15 protein-coding genes are annotated in these 19,908 nt (G+C 61.7%); 3 read left to right on the plus strand and 12 right to left on the minus strand.

Going from position 1 to position 19,908, the window contains the following annotated elements:
- Positions 1-43 precede the first annotated feature (43 nt).
- Positions 44-2,101, minus strand: coding sequence for an ABC transporter ATP-binding protein (locus SHEL_RS08015; RefSeq protein ID WP_050749560.1), 2,058 nt, complete (start codon positions 2,099-2,101; stop codon positions 44-46).
- 201 nt (positions 2,102-2,302) lie between these two features.
- On the opposite strand from SHEL_RS08015, the gene SHEL_RS08020 reads away from it, so the two are divergent.
- The 3 genes from SHEL_RS08020 (at position 2,303) to SHEL_RS08030 (ending at position 5,763) form a co-directional block, all read left to right on the plus strand.
- Positions 2,303-3,271, plus strand: coding sequence for an NADase-type glycan-binding domain-containing protein (locus SHEL_RS08020; protein ID WP_012798763.1), 969 nt, complete (start codon positions 2,303-2,305; stop codon positions 3,269-3,271).
- A 195-nt stretch (positions 3,272-3,466) separates the two neighbouring features.
- On the plus strand, positions 3,467-4,603 hold the full coding sequence (locus SHEL_RS15380) for a tocopherol cyclase family protein (protein ID WP_012798764.1): 1,137 nt from the start codon (positions 3,467-3,469) through the stop codon (positions 4,601-4,603).
- A gap of 263 nt (positions 4,604-4,866) precedes the next feature.
- Positions 4,867-5,763, plus strand: coding sequence for a proline iminopeptidase-family hydrolase (locus SHEL_RS08030; protein WP_012798765.1), 897 nt, complete (start codon positions 4,867-4,869; stop codon positions 5,761-5,763).
- Between the two features lie 62 nt (positions 5,764-5,825).
- On the opposite strand, the gene SHEL_RS08035 is transcribed toward SHEL_RS08030, so the two are convergent.
- The 11 genes from SHEL_RS08035 to SHEL_RS08085 all read right to left on the minus strand — a co-directional run bounded on the left by SHEL_RS08035 (position 5,826) and on the right by SHEL_RS08085 (position 19,878).
- Positions 5,826-6,371: a hypothetical protein gene (locus SHEL_RS08035; protein ID WP_012798766.1), complete on the minus strand. Its 546-nt coding sequence runs from the start codon at positions 6,369-6,371 to the stop codon at positions 5,826-5,828.
- A gap of 8 nt (positions 6,372-6,379) precedes the next feature.
- Complete coding sequence (locus tag SHEL_RS08040) at positions 6,380-8,167, minus strand: ABC transporter ATP-binding protein (RefSeq protein ID WP_012798767.1); 1,788 nt, start codon at positions 8,165-8,167, stop codon at positions 6,380-6,382.
- 144 nt (positions 8,168-8,311) lie between these two features.
- Positions 8,312-9,655: a sodium-dependent transporter gene (locus tag SHEL_RS08045; protein WP_012798768.1), complete on the minus strand. Its 1,344-nt coding sequence runs from the start codon at positions 9,653-9,655 to the stop codon at positions 8,312-8,314.
- Positions 9,656-9,731: 76 nt separating this feature from the next.
- Entirely contained in the window at positions 9,732-11,063 is a 1,332-nt protein-coding gene (locus SHEL_RS08050) for a Na+/H+ antiporter NhaC family protein (RefSeq protein WP_012798769.1), read from the minus strand.
- Positions 11,064-11,294: 231 nt separating this feature from the next.
- Complete coding sequence (gene hydF, locus SHEL_RS08055; protein WP_012798770.1) at positions 11,295-12,545, minus strand: [FeFe] hydrogenase H-cluster maturation GTPase HydF; 1,251 nt, start codon at positions 12,543-12,545, stop codon at positions 11,295-11,297.
- A 62-nt stretch (positions 12,546-12,607) separates the two neighbouring features.
- Entirely contained in the window at positions 12,608-14,062 is a 1,455-nt protein-coding gene (gene hydG / locus SHEL_RS08060) for a [FeFe] hydrogenase H-cluster radical SAM maturase HydG (protein ID WP_012798771.1), read from the minus strand.
- A gap of 75 nt (positions 14,063-14,137) precedes the next feature.
- On the minus strand, positions 14,138-15,193 hold the full coding sequence (gene hydE, locus SHEL_RS08065) for a [FeFe] hydrogenase H-cluster radical SAM maturase HydE (protein ID WP_012798772.1): 1,056 nt from the start codon (positions 15,191-15,193) through the stop codon (positions 14,138-14,140).
- A gap of 24 nt (positions 15,194-15,217) precedes the next feature.
- A complete protein-coding gene (locus SHEL_RS08070) occupies positions 15,218-15,469 on the minus strand; it encodes a TM1266 family iron-only hydrogenase system putative regulator (RefSeq protein WP_012798773.1) in 252 nt (83 codons plus the stop codon).
- 123 nt (positions 15,470-15,592) lie between these two features.
- On the minus strand, positions 15,593-17,302 hold the full coding sequence (locus tag SHEL_RS08075) for a [FeFe] hydrogenase, group A (protein WP_012798774.1): 1,710 nt from the start codon (positions 17,300-17,302) through the stop codon (positions 15,593-15,595).
- Positions 17,296-19,134, minus strand: a complete 1,839-nt coding sequence (locus SHEL_RS08080; RefSeq protein WP_012798775.1) for an NAD(P)-binding protein — start codon at positions 19,132-19,134, stop codon at positions 17,296-17,298. The genes SHEL_RS08075 and SHEL_RS08080 overlap by 7 nt, the downstream gene beginning before the upstream one ends.
- A 453-nt stretch (positions 19,135-19,587) precedes the next feature.
- Positions 19,588-19,878 carry a hypothetical protein gene (locus tag SHEL_RS08085; RefSeq protein WP_012798776.1) on the minus strand — a complete coding sequence of 97 codons (291 nt, stop codon included), beginning with the start codon at positions 19,876-19,878 and terminating at the stop codon, positions 19,588-19,590.
- Positions 19,879-19,908: the final 30 nt, after the last annotated feature.

Genomic DNA, 19,908 nt, shown 5'->3' on the forward strand with positions numbered 1-19,908 from the left:
TAACGAAGCCGCCGCACCCGGATCGCAGCATTCGATTCGGTACCTACTTGCGCGTGAAGCAGAACGGCGGCCCGAAATAGCTGGCCAGTTCCAGATAGGGATCGTTCTCGTAGAGCCGTCCGATCACGCGGCGCTCCCGTTCGCTTTCCTGCAAGCGCAGCGCCAGATCGGGGTCGGCGCCCTCGTACATCGCATCGAAGTCGCGCCCGAACATGGGCTCGTAGGCAAACTCATCCTCGGCGGGCGGCTCGAATGCGGGCTTACCGAGGTCGGGCACCGTCGCGCCCTTGAACTGGGTATCGTAGAGCTGCGAATACACGCCGCCCGTTTTGACCAGATCCGCATGCTGGCCACGCTCCACCACATGACCGTCCTTGATGACCAGGATCTCGTCGGCCGCCAGAATGGTGGACAGGCGATGCGCGATCAGAATAGACGTGTGGGTCTGCACCAGCGAGTTTATGGCGTCCTGGATCTTCGCCTCGGAAATCGAGTCCAAAGCGCTGGTGGCCTCGTCGAAGATGAGCAGCGCCGGGTCCTTCAGCAGCACGCGTGCGATGGATATGCGCTGTTTCTCGCCGCCGGAAAGCTTCAGCCCGCGGTTGCCTACCATGGTGTCCAGGCCATGTTCCTGGCGCTGTATGAACTCGAGGATGTTGGCCTTGTCGCACACCTCGAGGAGCTCCTCTTCGGTGGCGTCGGGCTTCACATACAGCAGGTTGTCGCGAATCGTGCCGTTGAACAGGTACGTCTCCTGCGTCACCACGCCCACGTTGGCCCTAAGGAAATGCAGGTCCAGCTGACGCACGTCCACGCCGTCGAACTTGACGGAGCCGGCGGCCACATCATATAGGCGCGGTATCAGGTTCACGATGGTGCTCTTGCCGCTGCCCGACGGACCCACCAGCGCGATGCTCTTCCCCTTGTCCAGCGTGAAGCTGACATCGTGCAGAATCTGCCGCTCGGGGTCGTAGGCGAAATCCACGTGCTCAAATGCCACGGACCCTTCGGCATGGTCGGGAACGATGGCGTCGGGAGCGTTCTCGACCTCGGGCTTCATGTCGAAGTATTCAAAGATGCGGGTGAACATGGCCATGGAGCGCACCCAGTTGACCTGGATGTTCAGCAGCGAATTCACCGGCCCGTACATGCGGCCGAGCAGCGTCACCATGACGGTGATGTCGCCGACGGTGAGCGACGAGTCGTACCGCATCATGAGGATGCCGCCGCCCAGGTAGAGCAGCATGGGACCCACGCTCGAAATGGTGTGCATGGTGACGAAGAACCAGCGGCCGGCCATGCTCTCCTTAATGTTCAGGCCGATCATCTTCTTGTTGGCCGCCTCGTAGCGCTCGTACTCGCGGTCCTCGGCGCCGAACAGCTTCACCAAGGTTTGGCCCGACACGGACAGGGTCTCGTTGAGGATGCCGTTGATCTGGTCGTTGCACTCCTGGGCCTGGCTCGTCAGGTTCCAACGCACGCGGCCGGCACGGCGCGTGGGGATGACGAACAGCGGGATGAGCGCGATGCTGACCAGCGCAAGGATCCAGTTTTTGGAGAACATGGCCACCATGGCCACGATGAGCGTGATGGTGTTGGACAGCACACTTGACAGGTTGCTGGAAATGACCGATTCGGCACCGGCGATGTCACTGGTCATGCGTGTGATGATGTCGCCCTGGTTGTTGGTGGTGAAGAACCGCTGCGACATGGTCTGCAGATGGCGGTACATGGCGTTGCGCATGTCGTAGCCGATGTGCTGCGACACCCACGAGTTGAGGTAGCTTTCCGCCACGCCGATGAGCTGCGCCACCACGGTAACGCCGAAGGACAGCAGGATGAGCTGTACCAGCACGGCGAGGTTGCGACCGATAAGGCCGTCGTCGATGATCTTGCCCGTCAGAATGGTAGGCAGAAGCGACAGTACCGACGACGCGATGATGCAGACCAGGATGAGCGCAAGACGCCATTTGTACGGCCCGAAATACGAGAAGACGCGCTTAATCAGCGGCCAGGTGAGCTTCGGCTGGTTTCTCTTCTCCTCTTCGGTCAGAAACACGGCGCCGGGACCTCCCGGCCCCCTTCCAGACGGTGCAGGCATACGGCTTCCTCCAAACGCAGACAGGGCAACACTCGGAAATACGCACCCAAACGCGCGAATGCGGCATACCTGCATTGTAAACGCTCGAGCCGATTCCCCTACGGAAAATGCCTCGTCGTCAGCCAACGGAGTACGAACAGGTACAATGAACGCAGCCTCGGCGTCCGACGCGCCGACATGCACCGAAACGAAAGGGCTGCCATGAGCCAGCAATTCTGCACCTCCTGCGGTGCCCCCGTTCAAGAGGGGCGCAACTTCTGCACCTCGTGCGGAGCACCCGTCGCGTCCGCAAACACGCAGACCGAAGTTCGGAAGCCCTCCACGCAGCAGCGCATCTGCCCCAACTGCCATGCGGCCGTTGCCGACGGCATGCCGTTCTGCACCTCCTGCGGGCACTATCTGGACGCGCCGGTGGCCGCTCCCCCGACGCAGCCGACGGCAAAGGGGCCCAACAAGACGCTGGTCGCAGCCGTTGCGGCAGCGGTCATTATCGTGGCAGCCGTTGCGGCCACCCTCGCCATAATCCAACCTTGGGCGCACGATGAGCCCGATGCGAAATCCGAGCCGGCCGTCGCCCATAAAGCCGACAAGGACGACGCCGAGACCGAAGACGCATCCGATGCAACGGCCGATTCCGACGGCGCGGCTGATGCCACGGCCGATTCCGAAGAAGAACCCCAGGCAGACCCCGCAAACACGGATGCCGCAAAGGAAGAGGCCCTCGACGCCTCCGTTCCCGCCGTGTTCGACCACGTGCGGGCGTCCTCCGAACTGCCACCCGACGAATACAACTCCTATTACGGCGTGAACAACGCCGTCGACAACGACATGGCCACCGCTTGGAACGAGGGCAACGAGTCCAACAACGGCGAAGGCGAATGGATCGAGATCTACGCTGACACCGAGCAGGTGTGCACGCAGGTCAGATTCGTGCCCGGATATCCCAAATCCGAGTTGGTCTACAACAACAACTGCCGCCCGAAAAACGTCACCGTCAGTTTCAGCGACGGCACAAGCATCGATGTGGAGATTGAAGACATCATGGGTCAGGAAATCACACTTGACCTGGACAAGCCCGTGAAAACGACGTTCGTGCGCTTAACGATCAACGAGGTGTTTCCGGGAGACCAGTGGACCGACTGCACCGTCGCTGAATTTCACGCGAGCTAGGCGTGGCGGCGCAGTGTTTTGCTGCTACGGCGCCTTCCATCCGATGGAGTCGCAAACCTTCACGCGCCTTGCGGCCCGGCCGAACCTTGCAGCAGGTATCAGAGGACTTATGGTGGTTTCGACGGGCGTAGTCCGGAGAATGCGGCTATACTTGCTGAAAAACCCTGCCCCTTCGATAGAAGTGAGGGAAGACCCATGGATTCGAACACCCACGATATAGCCCGCAACCAGTTCATGCTCACCGGAGGGTTGGCCCGCCAAGGTTACGACTGGTGGTGGCATTCGTTCACAGGCCGCGATGCGCAGACCGGCGAAGAGAAGCCGTTCTTCATCGAGGTATTCGCCTGCAACCCCGCCTTGGGAGGCGACGAGCCCGTTTTCGGCCAGCTGCCTGAAAACAAGGCGGCCGGCATCAAGCCGAGCTACGTCATGGTGAAGGCGGGCTGCTGGGGCAAGGACGCCCGCCAGATGCATCGTTTCTTCGGATGGAATCAAGCGACGGTCAAAGGCGGCGTGCCGTTTTCCGTCAAGGCCGGCGACTGCTATGCCAGCGAAAACGTCCTTCGCGGCAGCGTCTCCGTGAGCTGCGAGGACGCCGCCGCCCATCCCGAATGGATGAGCGATGCGGGCACCATGGAATGGAACCTGCTGTTGGACAAGCAAATCGCCTTCAACGTGGGTTACGGAGCCTCCGCACCCATGCGCCAAGCCGAGGCCTTCGAGATGTATTGGCACGTTGAAGGCATGAAGACCCTGGTCAACGGCACGGTTAGGCTCGATGGGCGCACCTACACGGTGGACGGCCCCACAAGCTACGGATACGCGGATAAGAACTGGGGCAAGAATTTCACGAGCCCGTGGGTGTGGCTCGCCTCCAGCCACCTGACCAGCACGTTAACCGGCAAGTCGCTCGAAAACAGCGCCTTCGACATCGGCGGCGGCAGGCCCAAGGTGTACGCCATGGCCCTGCCCCACAAGCTGCTCGGCAGCATCGTCTACGAAGGCAAGACCTACGAGTTCAATTTCAGCAAGGCCTGGACGGGCAGCACGACGGAATTCGACTGCCGCGAGACCGACGAGGACGTCGTGTGGCACGTAGTCCAGGACACGCATACGGCGCGTCTGGAAACGGATATACGCTGCTCGAAGGCGGATATGCTGCTGATCGACTACGAAGCGCCCGACGGGTCGAAGCGCTACAACCGACTGTGGAACGGCGGCAACGGCGAAGGCCTGCTGCGCCTGTACAGCAAAAAGCACGGCGTGCTCACCCTGATCGACGAGATCCTGGCGGAAAACGTGGGCTGCGAATACGGCGAATTCGACGCCTAGCGCACGGAAGAAAGCTACGGGAATCCTGGGCACCGCGCCAGAGAATCGACCGGACAAGCACGCCTGCCCCCTCAGCCGGCGCATCCCCGGCACCGCGTGCGCACCGCATGCTGAAAACCCAGCCGATCCGACTTCAAACCGCACTTTGGCCACAAGCGTTTCCTTCGAATTGCTCCATATCGCAGACAAGAGTATGATTCTTGAAGCAACGGCGCCGCGGCCTACCCGACGGCGCCCTCCAAAACCCATCGGAAGGAGCCAACATGGCCGAGATGAAGTCGGGATACGTGGATTACAAGGGCTTCAAAACCTACTACGAGATCTATGGCGAGCGCAAGGACAACGGCAAGAAACCCCTGCTCATCCTGCACGGTGGCCCAGGCGACACGCATCTGTACCTGCTCAACTACCGCGACATGGCAGATTTGTACGACCGCCAGATCATCTTCTACGACCAGATCGGCTGCGGCAAGTCCAACATCCCGCACCAGGAGGACGACTTCTATAACTACGACCTGTGGATCGACGAATATTACACCGTGATCGACGCTCTGGGTCTGGACGACTTCCATCTGTTCGGCAACAGCTGGGGCGGCATGCTGGCCATGATGTGCATGATCAAGGACGACCGTGGCGTGGCCTCCATGGTTGTCAACGGCTCGCCTGTCGACAACCACACCTGGCTGTCCGAGGCGAATCGCCTGATCATGTACCTGCCCGAGGAGATGCAGCAGGCCATCGCCGACGCCGAGGCCGAAGGCGGCCTGTACAACACGCCTGAGCGCGAAGCCGCCTACATGGAGTACTACCGCCGCCACGTGGTGGGCTGCGACCCCTGGCCCGACTATGTTCAGGAGGCCTTCAAACCTGAGAACGTGGGCGAATGCTTCGGCGTCATGCAGGGTTCCAGCGAGTTCGTCATGACCGGCAAGATGAAGGACTTCTACATCAAGGACCAGGTCAAAGACATCAAGGTGCCCACCATGCTGCTGTCCGGCACCAACGACGAGGCCACCCCGTACCTGATCAAGGAATGCTATGACGCCATGCCCGCAGGCACCGAGTGGGTGCTGGTCCAGGGCGCGGCGCACATCGGCAACGCCACCCACGCCAAGGAATACTTCGAAGCGGTGGAGAACTTCATCTCCCGCCACGAGTAACTCCCTCTTGACGTAAAAAACGGCCCCGGCAAAATTGTCGGGGCCGTTTCTTTTGAGCGTCTTTAGGCGAACCGCTTGAAGGCCAGCCTGCAGGCAGCAACCGCGTTGTCGTAGCGGGCGGACGCATTGGTCCAGCCAGGAACGTTTCCGCTGTCGGAAGGTTCGCAGTTGAAATCCGCCAAGGCGACGACCAGGCGCTTGTAGCGGTCGCGCAGCATGGGAGCCTTCATGGCCAGGCGGATGCCGCCGTCCTCACGACCGGAACCTGCCATGGCCTCCAGCACGAGAATGCGCTGCCGATGGTTGAGCGCGTTGCAGGTCAGCATCCATTCCAGCTTGTCAGAAAGGGCCTTCATGGGGTCAACGAACCCCGTGCGCATATCGCCCACCACATCGACGATCGCCGCCACGCGACTTCCCGCGTTGTCAGGGTCGCCCATCATCTTGGACAGCAGGTCGTCGGCGAGTTCGGCACGCCAGAGGTCCTCCTGCTCGGCCGACACGCCCAATTCCTCATAGGCGTCGTAGACGGCATGGCTTTCCGCATCCATCAGATACGTGCTTCCGTAGTAGCTCTTGAAGAACGCCTCGGCTTCTTGCAGGTTCATGGCAACTCCTAGCTTTCCAAATAAGCACCCGTCTGACGACCCCACAGGTAGGCGTATTCGCCACCCGCCTGGATAAGTTCCTCGTGCGGACCGTCCTCTGCGATTTTACCATCGCGCAGCACGACGATGCGGTCGAGGCTGGCAACCGTGGACAATCGGTGCGCCACGACGATGGCCGTGCGTCCCGCCATAAGCCGCGCCAACGCATCCTGGACCAAGCGCTCGCTTTCGGAGTCAAGGGCGCTTGTGGCCTCGTCAAGAACCAGGATGGGGCAATCCGCCAGCATTGCGCGGGCGATGGCGATGCGCTGGCGCTGGCCGCCGGACAGCTTGATGCCGCGCTCGCCGGTGACGGTCTCAAACCCTTCGGGCAGCTTCTCGATGAACTCCAAGGCGTTCGCCTGACGCGCGGCCTCGCGGATCTCCTCCATGGTGGCGTCGGGCTTGCCGTAGGCTATGTTCTCAGCGATGGTTCTGTGGAACAGCAGCGCCTCCTGGGGAACATAGGCAATCTGTCGGCGCAGGCTCTGCTGGGTGGTTTCGGCCACGTTCTGGCCGTCCACCAGGATCTCGCCCTCCTGGATGTCGGACAGGCGGAGCAGCAGTTTGGTCAGCGTGCTTTTGCCGGCACCGCTCATACCCACCAGGCCGATGCGTTCGCCCGGCTCGATGGTCATGTTGAACTTGTCGAACACCTGGGTCTTCACGTCGCCGTCGGTATACCAGAAGTCAAGGTCTTTGAACTCGATACGGCCCTCGGTCACCACCAGGGGCTGCGCATCTTCTGCGTCGGCCACCAGGCGCGGCTCGTCCAGCACCGTAGTCATGCCGGCTGCGTCGCCGAATGCGCGGTTCAGACGCTGCAGGCCGCTGTTGATGAAATTGAACTGGTTCGTGATGGTGTAGGTGTAGGTGAACATGAGCACCAGCGTGCCCGGGGTGATGCCGAACCAGGCGTTGCCGCCCGCGATGAACACGGTGACCATCGACATGATGCACAGCGCGATGCATGCCGTAATGACGCCGCGGGCCAGGCTGGCCATCATACGCTTGCTGTCGCGTGCCACCACTTCGCGGTTCGCCTGGTCGAACAGAGCGCGTTCGTAATCCTCGCGGCCGTAGGTCTTGACGGCGAGGATGTTCGTCACGCTGTCGGAAAGCTCGCCGGACAGGTTGTTCTGCGCGCCTGCGGCCTGTTCGTTCAACCGCAGGATGCGCTTGTACATGCGGTAGCTGATGAACGCGTACACCACGAGCATCGCCATGAGGATGGCCACGTAGACAGGCACCCTAGGCAGCAGGATGATGCACACCATGACCACCGATTCCAGCACAGGCAAAAACGGGAACGTGAGCGTTTCCACCAACTGCGAGTACGCGTTCATGTACTTCGTGGTCTGGCTGACCAGTGTGCCGCCGAAACGGTTGGAATGGAACGTCATCGATTGGTTGCTCAGCGCGTCGAAGGCCTGCGTGGCCAAGTCGTAGGACACGGCGATTTCGAGCTTCCAGAGCGTGTAGTCCTGAAGCTTGCTGGACGCCTGACCCAGAAGGTTGATGGCGATAAGCGCAACAATATAGGGCCAGAATACCTGGAACACCTGGTCGGCTGCCACTGGTCCGGCGCTCACCCGGTCCACGATGAGGCTCATCATGAACGGGTTGCCATAAGTGAGCAGCACGCCGAAGCCGATGGTGGAACACACCATCGCGATAAACAGCCCCAGGTGGTTGCGGGTTGCCTGCCAATAATAATGAAGGGTGCGACGCGTCAGCGTCGGATCGGTTTGGGCCATGGGTATCCCCTTTCGTCCGGTCTGCCGCCGGACACAAGTCTCGTGTTTCGTCGGACACCTTACCACGCCCCGTGGTGCGTTGCACGCGGAACTCAGGCGCGATGCCCAACCGTCAACAAAAGACTCAAGACCCGAAGGTGCAGCCTAGCCGATGCCGCCGAACACGACACCTGCCACCAGCACGACGATGGTCACGCCGCAAAACACGTACTTGGCCAGAGGGAAGAACCAGGCTCCCACCGGGGCGGTGCGGCCCTTGTTCACTTCGTCTTCCACCCGTTCGCGGCCCATGACCCAGAAGAACATCACCGCCGCCAGGAAGGCGCCTATCGGACAGAAGTACACGGAGCACACGTCCATCCACTGCGCCACAATGAGCTGGATAAGCAGGCCCACGACCAAACCCACCAGGCCGATGACCAGGCAGGACACACGTCGGGACATGCCGAAGAACTCTTGCAGCGACGCGATGGGCGCCTCGAAGAGGTTGATGAGGGACGACAGGCCGCCGAACAGCACCGCCACGAAGAACACGATCATGAAGATGCGGCCGCCCGGCATTTCCGCGAACAGTGTGGGCAGATAGATGAAAAGCAGCCCCGGGCCGCCGCTTTCCAGCTGCTGACCCGCCACCGCCATGACGGGGATGATGACCAGCGAGGCCAACAGAGCCGCCAGCGTGTCGAAGAGCGCCACCATGGCGGCGCTGCCGGGCACGTCGACGTCTTCCCCCAGATACGACCCGTAGATGAGCGTGCCGCATCCCGCGATGGACAGTGAGAAGAACGCCTGGCCCAGCGCATACACCCAGACCATAGGGTCGGTCAGGCCTTCCGGCTTCAGCAGGAAGATGTACTTGTAGCCTTCCATGGCTCCAGGAAGCGTGGCCACGTACACAGCCAAACCTACGAACAGCAGGAAGAACAGGGGCATCATGACCTTGTTGGCCTTCTCGATGCCGCCGCCGATGCCGAACACCAAAATGGCGATGCAGGCCACCATTCCCACGGTCTGCCAAAGGGCGTTTCCGGCAGCCACCTCGCCGAATGCGGCGCCGAACGCATCGGCGCCCGACATGCCCGCGTAGATGCCGGCGAATGCGTCGAAGGTGTACTTGCAGATCCAGCCCACGATGACCGAGTAGCCGATGGCCATGGCCAAGGAGTTCGCCACCGGGAACAGGCCCGCCGCCATGCCGTAGGACCGTGTGCCGAACCGCTCCAGCGTAGCCTGGCCGAAAGCGCCCACGGGCCCTTGGCGGGTGGCGCGGCCGAAGCACATCTCGCCGATGACGCCCGTGGAGGCGATAAGCACCACGAATATCAGGTACGGGATGAGAAACGTCGCTCCCCCGTACGCGGAAATGCGGGTCGGGAACAGCCAGATGTTGCCCATGCCCACGGCGCTGCCGATGCAGGCCAGGATGAATCCCCAGCGGGAGCGGAACCCGTCGCGTTTTTTGGCTGGGGCGTGCTTGGTGTTGTCCACGGTGACTCCTCGAGCGTTGAAAAGGCGTCCCTGTCAGGGACGCCTTTAGGGCTGTGCTATGCGCAGCGCTGCGCGGTTATGCCTGCTGATCTGCGGCCTTCGGCTCCTTGGCCGGAACCAGGAAAATGAAGACCAGCGAGCTGATAAGCAGCATGAACGGATAGAACAGGCACGGGATGATGTCGAAGGCCGAAACCGCGTAGCCCAGTTCGGTGGCTGCGGAGATTGCGACCAGCATCTGCGCGCCGTAAGGAATGATTCCCTGGGCGACGCAGGAGAAGGTGTCCAGAATAGAAGCGGTCTTGCGCTTGGAGATGCCGTAGTCCTTGGCCATCTCAGCTGCGATGGGGTTGGCCATGACGATGGCTACCGTGTTGTTGGCGGTTGCGATGTCCATGGCCACGACCAGCAGGCCCATGCCGAACTGGCCGCCCTTGCGGCCCTTGAACACTCTCTTGATGCCGTTGAGCAGCGCGACGAATCCGCCGTAGTCGCGGATCAGCGCACAGATGGCGGATACCAGCACGGCCACCATGGTGGTTTCGAACATGCCGGCGGCGCCGGAGCCCATGTTGGCAAGCAGGTCGGTGGGAGCGACGGCGCCCGTGCCCATGACGATGAGAGCGCCTGAGACGATGCCCAGAAGCAGCACGACGAACACGTTCACACCCACGATGCCGCCGATGAGGACGATGAGGTACGGGATGAGCTCGATGAGCTCGTAGTCGTTGCTCACGCTGCCGGAGATGTCGGCGTTAAAGGACATGATCAGAATGATGACCAGCGTGACCAGTGCGGCCGGCAACGCGATCTTGAAGTTCTCGCGGAACTTGTCCTTCATCTCGCACCCCTGGCCCTGGCATGCGGCGATGGTGGTGTCGGAGATGAACGACAGGTTGTCGCCGAACATGGCGCCGCCCATGACGGAAGCCACGCACAGCGGCAGGTTGAAGCCGGACGCGGTGGAAACCGCCACGGCGATGGGCGTGATCAGGGTGATGGTGCCCACCGACGTGCCCATGGAGATGGATACGAAGCAGCTGACCACGAACAGGACCGCCACGGCGAACTCGGGCGGGATGATGGTGAGCAGCAGGTACGCAACGCTTTCGGCGCTGTTGCGGCCCACGGTGCCCACGAACACGCCGGCAGCCATGAAGATGAGGATCATGGTGACGATGGTCTTATCGCCAATGCCCTTGCCCATCGACACGAGCTTGTCGTCGAATGACATGCCGCGGTTCTGGAAGCACGCCACACACAGCGCGACCAGGAACACGACGACGATGGGGATGTTATAGAAGCCCATCGGGATCTTCAGCACGTACTCGAACAGAATGCCGAAGCCCAGATACAGAACAAGGAACACTCCGATGGGAAGAAGTGCTTTAACGTTGCCTTTTTCCATTCTTACCTCTATCAATACTTCCGTTATGCAGTCCGCCAATTATACCCATTAGCGGTATAAGTTGCAGCCGTTTACATCAAAAGTCGCAGGAAGCGGTCGGTTTGCATAGGCCGCGAAGGTAGAATCCCAAGACTTCGCGCCTGGTCCGCCGACCCCACCCCTGCAAAACAGAATCGGGACGGATCGAAATCCGTCCCGACCGAATGCGTCGATGCGAAAGCGCTGCTGCGCCTATTCCTGGTTCAGCGGAGCCAAGGAGCGTTCCAGGATGCCGTGGGCCTTCGCGATGGCCATGCCGTAATTGGTGAAGGGAACGCCCTGCTCGGCCGCCACCTGCATGCGATGCTCCATCTCGCGGGCATTCAGCATGCACCCGCCGCAATGGACCACGACGTCGTAGCCCTCGAGGCTTTGCGGGAACTCGCGTCCCGACGTGAACGAGAACGTGGGCTCGGCCTTGCACATCTGCTTGATGAGCCGAGGAAGCTTCTTCGTGCCGATGTCGTCGCACTGGCGATGGTGCGTGCACCCTTCGGAAATGAGCACGTTGCTCTTGTCCGTCAGGTTCTCCAACGCGTTTACGGCCTGCATCTGGGCCTCAAGCGTGCCTTTATAGCGAGCCATGAGGATGGAAAACGACGTCATAGGCACGTCCGCAGGTACGATTTCCGCCACAGGTTTGAAGGCCTGCGAGTCGGTGATGACCAGACGGGGCGGTTCGGAAAGGGCGGAAAGCATCGCAGGCAGGCACTCCACCGACGTGGCGCACGCGGAGGCGCCGGCCTCCAACAGGTCGCGGATGACCTGCTGCTGCGGCAGGATGATTCTGCCCTTGGGCGCGGCAGAGTCGGTGGGGATAACCAAAACGACCATGTCGCCTGCATCGACCAGGTCACCCACGACCCTGCGCTCAACGGTCTGGGTTCCCGCCAGGGCGGCGATGGATTCCTTGAGCTCGTTGATGCCCCAGCCCTCCAGGGCCGAGACGCTCACCTTGACGTGCTTGACGCCCGCCTCGTCGGGTTCGGGAACGGCAGGTGCGCTCGCCGTCTGCTCCCCCGCCAGGTCGGCCTTGTTCAGCACGACGGCGTAGGGTACCTCACGTTTGCGGAACTCATCGATCAGCTGTTCGTCGACGGCGCCGAGCCCCTGCGTGCCGTCCACCACGAGCACGGCGACGTCCGCCGAGTCCATGGCGCGACGCGCTTTCTCCACACGGAGTTCGCCAAGCTCGCCCGTGTCGTCGATGCCGGGCGTGTCCACGATGACCACCGGGCCGACAGGCAGAAGCTCCATCGCCTTGCGGACCGGGTCGGTAGTGGTACCGGGAGTATCGGACACGACTGCCAGATTCTGACCGGTCACCGCATTCACCAAGCTTGATTTGCCGGCATTGCGCACGCCGAAGAATCCGATGTGCACGCGCTCGCCCGACGGCGTCTCGTTCAATCCCGCCATGGTGTGTTCATCCACATGAGCCATGATTCACCTCTATTCGAAAAAGACGGGCCGGCAAGGTTCGCCCCGCCGGCCCGCCCCATGTTCTAGAACCTGAAGTCGCGGGCGTTGCCGGTGCGGATCTCCTCGATGTGGGCCGCGCACAGCTCGCGCCTGCGGGCGTCGGGGATCTTGGTAAGCTCCTCGCGAATCATCTCCCAGCCGCGCTCGGCCGTTGCCGGGGTCGCGTAGTCGACCAGGTACTCGGACAGCGTCATAAGCGCGTTCGGATGGCAGTAGTTCAGAATCTCGCCCGATTTGCAGAAGCTCATGAAGCGGTCGCCCGTGCGCCCTGCGCGGTAGCATGCCGTGCAGAAGCTGGGGATGTGGCCGCAATCCATAAGCCAGGCAATGACCTCGTCGAGCGTACGCTGGTCGGACACGTCGAACTGCTCGGTGTCGTGGGGACGCTCCTCCTCGGTGTAGCCGCCCACGCTGGTGCGCGAACCGCCCGAAATCTGCGAGATGCCGTACTGCAGCGCGGCAGAACGAACGGCCTCCGACTCGCGGGTGCTGATGATCATGCCGGTGTAAGGCACGGTGATGCGGATGAGGGCGATGATCTTCTCGAACATCTCGTCGGGAATACCGTTGTCGAACACGTCGGGGTCAATGTCCATGGCGGGCTTCACGCGGGGCACGCTGATGGTGTGCGGACCCACGCCGAAACGCGCCTCGAGGTGCTCGGCATGCATGATGAGTCCGCAGAACTCGTAGGCGTAGCCTTCCAGACCGAACAGAACGCCCAGACCCACGTCGTCGATGCCGGCCTCCTGGGCACGGTCATGCGCCTCGGTGTGCCATTCGTAATCGGACTTCGGTCCCGTGGGATGCAGCTCCTCGTAACGGGCGCGGTTATAGGTTTCCTGGAACAGGATGTACGTGCCGATCTCGGCCTCTTTGAGCATGCGGTACTCTTCGACGGTCGTGGCCGCGATGTTGACGTTCACACGGCGGATGGCGCCGTTCTTGTGCTTGATGGAGTAGATGGTCTGCATCGACTCCAGGATGTACTCGATGGGATTGTGCTTGGGATCCTCGCCCGCTTCGATGGCCAGGCGCTTGTGCCCCATGTCCTGCAGTGCGATGACTTCCGCCCTGATCTCGTCCTGAGTCAGCTTGCGGCGGGGGATCTCGCGGTTCTTGGCGTGGTATGGGCAGTACAGGCAACCGTTCACGCAGTAGTTGGAAAGGTACAGCGGCGCGAACAGCACGATGCGATTGCCATAGTAGGCAAGCTTGATCTGACGCGCCAGCGTCTTGATTTCCTCGTTGATTTCGGGGTCCTCGCAGGCCAACAGCACAGCCGCCTCGCGATGCGTGATGCAGGTGCAATGCTCCTTCTTCGGCGCCAGGTTGGGGTGTGCCTTCTTCAGGATGCTACGGCACAGCTCAAGGTCGTCCTTGTGCTCCTGGGCGTACTGAAGCGTATCGAGAATCTCCTGGTGATTGATGAATTCGTCGGCATGCGGCGAACTCGGGTTGTAGACGTGTTCCGTCATTTGATCATCTCCTTCTGGGTCAGAACCATCTTCCCCATCAGAACGGTATATATCCGCATGCGCGAAAGGCATGCATTACTTCATGGGCCTCGGATCGCCCCTATCGACTAGAAGCTCGAAGCCGATAGCGACCATACGTTCGGCCAGTTCGTTCAAGCCTTCGGCGGATTCGCCACCCGTCGAGACCTTGTCGTCGTACAGCTCGTAATCCTGGCGCACGTCCTGTGGCGACAGGTTCGGCATGACGACGTTCGCGCCGGCAAGCATGCCCTTTTCCCTTCCGAAGGGATCCGCCGTGCCCAAAGCCGTGGTTGCGGGCAGAAGCAGGTTTGGCTGCATGATCCGCAGAAGCGACAGCAGAAAGCAGGTCATGTCCACCGTTCCCGCAGGCTCTGCCGCAAAGGGCGTTGCATGGTGCGGAATGAAGGGTCCTATGCCGCACATCTCGGGAGCGAAGGTTTCGATGAACTTCAGATCGGCTGCCAGGTCGGCGGGCGTTTGGAACGGCGAGCCCACCATGAATCCGCATCCGACCGTGAAACCTGCCTCCCGCAAGCTGTAAAGACATGCCATCCGCGCATCCCAGCTCATGTCGGCGGGATGCAGCCTTGCATAATGCCCGGGCGTCGCAGTTTCGTGGCGAAGCAGGTACCTGTCGGCCCCTGCCTCACGAAGCGCCTGGTAGCTTTCGGGGCTGCGCTCGCCGAGCGACAGGGTGACGGCGCAGTCGGGATGCCGCTGCTTCAGACGCCGCACGCAGTCGCATACGCGCTCGTCGGTAAACCACGGGTCTTCCCCACCCTGCAACACGAAGGTGCGGAAACCCACTTCGTATCCCACGTCGGCGCAGGCCAGAATCTGGTCGACAGCCAGGCGGTACCGATGGCACGAGCGGTTGCTGCGACGAATCCCGCAGTACAGGCAGTCGTTCTTGCAGAAGTTCGAAACCTCTATCAGACCTCGCGTGAACACCCCGTTTCCGTACACGGCCTTGCGCGCACGCAGGGCACGCTCCGCCGCGAACCGGGCAACCTCGGCATTCATATGGGACACGAGGTGCTCGTATTCATGCAGCTCAAGGCAACGGGTCTCGCCGAGCTTCTCGATCAGTTCGCAAGAACGCGGATCCATCGGGGGCCTTACGTCGGTTCGGCTCTACGAGACGACGCCGGAATAGGCGGTCTTCACGCTCACGCCGTCCAGGTTGCCCAGTTTACCGGCAAGAGCGGAAATCTCGTCTTCAGGAGCATCCAAAGCGACGCTGATGATGCTTACATTGCGCTCCTTGTAGGGGATGCCCATCCTGCCGATGATGTAGGCTGCGTAATCATGCAGCGTGGCGTTGAGCCCCTCGACTGCATCGGGGTTGTCGACGATGATGCCCATGATTGCAACACGTGTTTGCATCGGGTGCCTCGATTCTCCGCCTCTCGGGCGGCTCGTCTTTAAGGTAAGGACCCGAGCGCATCGTGCGCAGGGGTCCTGGGTGCAGCGCCGACCCCAGGCGGGGCCGGCGCTTTCGGAACTAGATTAGATGTCCCACGTGGTCTGATCGGTGTGCAGCCACTCATGCGCAACATGAGACAGCGGCTTGCCGACCCAATCGGCGTAGAGCTTCTGGATATCCGGGTTCTCATGCGAGTAACGCAGGGTGTCGGCCTCGTCCAGAGCGTTCAGGTTGGCAGCACGCTCAAGCGCGAGCTCCTTGTTGAACTCGATGGGCTGTCCGCCACCGCCGACGCAGCCACCGGGGCACGCCATGATCTCGACGAAGTCGAAGTGGACTTCGCCAGCCTCGAGGGCGTCGAGCAGCTTGGCGGTGTTGCCCAAGCCGCTGGCAACGGCGATATTCACCTTGGTGCCGGCAACGTCGAGTTCTTTGGAGATCCAAGGCTTCTCGGGGGTCGACTCGGTGGTGTCGCAAGCGGAGAAGTCCGGGTTCTGGCCCGTGATCAGGAACACAGCGGAACGCAGGGCGGCTTCCATAACGCCGCCGGTACGACCGAAGATGGTGCCAGCGCCCGTCGACAGACCCAGCGGGTTGTCGAAGTCGGTCTCTTCCAGAGCCGCGCAATCAACGCGGAACATATGCAGCATGCGGTCGAATTCGCGAACCGTCAGAACGGCGTCGACGTCACGGCCGGCCTCGGTGGACAGCTGCGGGACGTCGCATTCGTACTTCTTGGCCACGCAGGGCATGACGGACACGACGAACAGGCGCTTGCCTTCTTCTTCGGCCTGGGCCTTCATGGTGTTCTTGACGACCGCGCCCTCCATCTGATGGGGAGACTTGGCCGAGGACAGCTGAGGAACGAACTGGGGGTAATGCAGCTTGACGAAGCGCACCCAGCCCGGGCAGCAGCTGGTGAACATGGGGCGAGGCTTGTCGGAGCTCAGGAACTCGACGAACTCGCTGCCCTCTTCCATGATGGTGAGGTCTGCGGCGAAGTCGGTGTCGAACACCTTGTCGAAGCCGAGGGCGCGCAGGGCGGAAGCCATGCGCTTAGGCGTGGCCTGCTCGCGGGTGAGGCCCACGCCTTCGCCCCAAGCGGCGCGGACGGCGGGAGCAACCTGGACAACCGTGATGACCTCGGGATCGAGCAGGGCCTTCATGACCTTGCCCGTATCGTCGCGAGCGGTCAGGGCACCCGTCGGGCAGTGCGTGATGCACTGGCCGCACAGGGCGCAGCCGGCGGCGTCGATGGCCAGGCCGTCCTTGACGAACACGTTCATGTGCGGGCCGGGGCCGGAATGCTCCCAGACGGAGCAGTACTGGACCTTGGAGCACTCGGCCACGCAGCGCATGCACTTGATGCACTTGGAGGCGTCGCGGATCAGCGGGAAGTCCTCATCCCAGATGCCCTTCTCGGGCAGGCAGTAGGCGGATTCGCCCACGTTGAAGTCGCTTGCCAGGGCACGCAGCGCGCAGGTCTCCTGACGCACGCAGGAGGAGCACTCGCCGCGATGGCTTTCCATGAGCGTTTCGATGTTGGCCTTGCGGGCGGCAACCACGCGCGGCGTGCCGGTCTTGATGACCATGCCTTCGCGAACGTTGGTGTTGCAGGACGGCACGAGTTCGCCGTCGCAGTCGACAACGCAGACACGGCAGGAGCCGATGTCGTTCAGGCCCTTCATCCAGCACAGCGTGGGGATGTCGGCCCCGGCCTGTTTGCAGGCGCCGAGGATGGTGGCGTTGTCCTTAACCTCAATAGTCTTGCCGTCGATGGTCAGCTTTACCATTGCTCAAGTCCCCTTCCGGTCAGAGCGCCAATGCCGAACACGTCGCAGCGGAGGCAGCGACCGCATTCCTGCGCCGCTTCTTCGGCGCTGACAGGGCACTCAACGTAATCGAAATCGTTCTTGCGCTCACGTGCAGGACGCTCGGCGACCTGGACGCGACCGTATGCGCAACGATCGTTGCGGCGGGCCTGCGGGACCTCGATGCCGAAGTCGATCTGATGATCGAAGCCGAGCATCGTGTCGATGTTGCGGGCAGCGGTCTTGCCTGCGGCGATAGCCATGATGACGGTCTTGGGACCCCACTGGCAGTCGCCACCGACGTAGACGTTGTCGAAATTCTTGACAGCCAGGTACTCGTCGGCGACGAAGAAGGTGCGATCGGCTTCCATGCCGGCCTCTTCGAAGGGTGCGGACTCGATTGCCTGGCCGACAGCGATGAGCACGATGTCCGCGTCGATGCGGATCTCGGGCTTGGCGGCGTTGACGGGGGCCGGACGGCCGCGCTTGACAGCGCCGATGTACTGGGGCTGGCAGATCAGGGCGCAGGCGTTGCCTTCGGCGTCCTTCTCGATGCGGACGGGAGCCTGCAGGCACATCATCTCGATGCCTTCGGCGATGGCGCTTTCGATTTCTGCGTCGAGAGCGGTCATGTCCTCGAGACGACGGCGGTAAGCGACGGTGACCTCTTCGGCACCGGCGCGGATGGACGTGCGGGCGCAGTCCATGGCAACGTTGCCGCCACCGATAACGGCTACCTTCTTGCCGGTGAAGTCGGGATACTCGCCGTCACCGATCTTGCCGAGCAGTTCCACGGCACTCATGACGCCTGCGGCGTCGGCGCCGTCGAGGGCCAGCGTCTTGCCGCCCTGGGCACCGATGGCGACGTACACGGCGTCGAACTCATCGGCGATGCGCTTCATCTCGGCTGCGTCGACGGCATGCTCGTAATTGACCTCGATGCCGCCCACGCCCAGGATGGCGCGGATGTCTTCGTCAAGACGCTCACGCGGGAAGCGGTACGCAGGGATGCCGTAGCGCATCATACCGCCGAGCTTCTTGCGGCCTTCGAACACGGTGACGTCATGGCCCATGAGGGCGCTGAAGTATGCGCAGGTCATGCCAGAGGGGCCGCCACCGATGACGGCGACCTTCTTGCCGGTGGATTCTGCGCGGGCAGGGGTTTCAACCTTGTCGGCAGCGATGGTGTCGACGGCGAACTTCTTGATGCCGCGGATGTTGATCGGAGCATCAACCAGGGTACGGCGGCAACGAGCCTCGCAAGGATGCTCGCAGACGAGCGCGCACGCCGTCGGGAACGGATTGTCCTTGCGAATCATCTTGATGGCGCCGGCGCAATCGCCTTCCTGCACCAGGGAGATGTAGGCGGGAACGTTCACATGGGCCGGGCAGAGCGTGACACAGGGAACCGTCTGTTCGCTGTTGTCGGCGCACACGCCGCGGTTCACATGACTGTCGAACTCGGCTGCGAACTCTTTGAGGCCCTCCAGGACCAGTTCGCCAGCATGATAGCCGATGGCGCAGTCTGCCGTGTCGCACAGCAGCTGGGCGCGCTTGCGGATGTCTTCCACAACGCTTGCGTCCGCGTCGAAGTCGAGCAGCAGCTCGTAATCGGCGAGGATTTTAGGAATGCCCTCACGGCAAGGCGTGCACTTGCCGCACGTCTGAGCCGCGCACGTCTGCAGCATTGCCTGCTGCACCGCGATCGGGCACGTCCCCGGCGGCATCGACTCGACGCGACGCATGTACGGCTCCAAGAAGGCGCCGGCGCGCTTCGCGTCATCAACGTAGGATCCAATGGACAGTTTACCCATAGCCTACCCCCTTATTTATTGATTGGCCAAACCTGCCCCATACCAGCAGGTTAAACGCGACACCCCCTTTAGATAATCGCGTTTATTAAATTATATGATTTGGGATTTGATTTTGCAATACTTATATATGAGTTGCATGTGAGTAACTTTGCCAGATCGACAGCGGCTCGAGCGATAAACTGCCCGAGTTGTCCAACGAAACTGGAGCTGGTAAAACGTTGGTTGACGGCATATCCAACCCGCAGAACAACCCCGCGTCCGAAAGCTGGGCCGCAGGGTGCTGCCAGCCACCGTTCACACCCAGGTTTCGCCCTATCGTTCGGGCCACGCGCATACGCTTCTGTTCGAGCAACTCCGCATCGGCAAAGCGCCCGCCAGACGTTTCGAGCTAAATGGAAACGTCCGAGCAGCAACAAAAGCCGCAACCAGCCCTCCCCGCCGACGATCGGGATGCTACATCCGGGTGCCCTCGATGTTGAGCGAGGCCCCCTCTGCCTTGGCCACTGCAGTCAACCTGTCGCCGTCGACCTTACCGTCGACCTGGAAACGCGCCTTTTTGAACAGCACCTTCACCACGCCGTCGAACCGAAACGAATCCCCTGACGCTGTGCCTTCGAACTCGCCCTTGATGATGAAGGCATCAAGCTTGGCTTTCACCTTGGACCCGGCGGTTTTGAGGGTAACCGTACCCTTTTTCTCCTCGTTTCCGACTCGCGCGGCTATGGCGTACGTTCCGTCGATCATGGGCGGATCCTTTCTTCAAGGGGCGATGGT

It is taken from the genome of Slackia heliotrinireducens DSM 20476, assembly GCF_000023885.1.
Classification (GTDB): domain Bacteria; phylum Actinomycetota; class Coriobacteriia; order Coriobacteriales; family Eggerthellaceae; genus Slackia; species Slackia heliotrinireducens.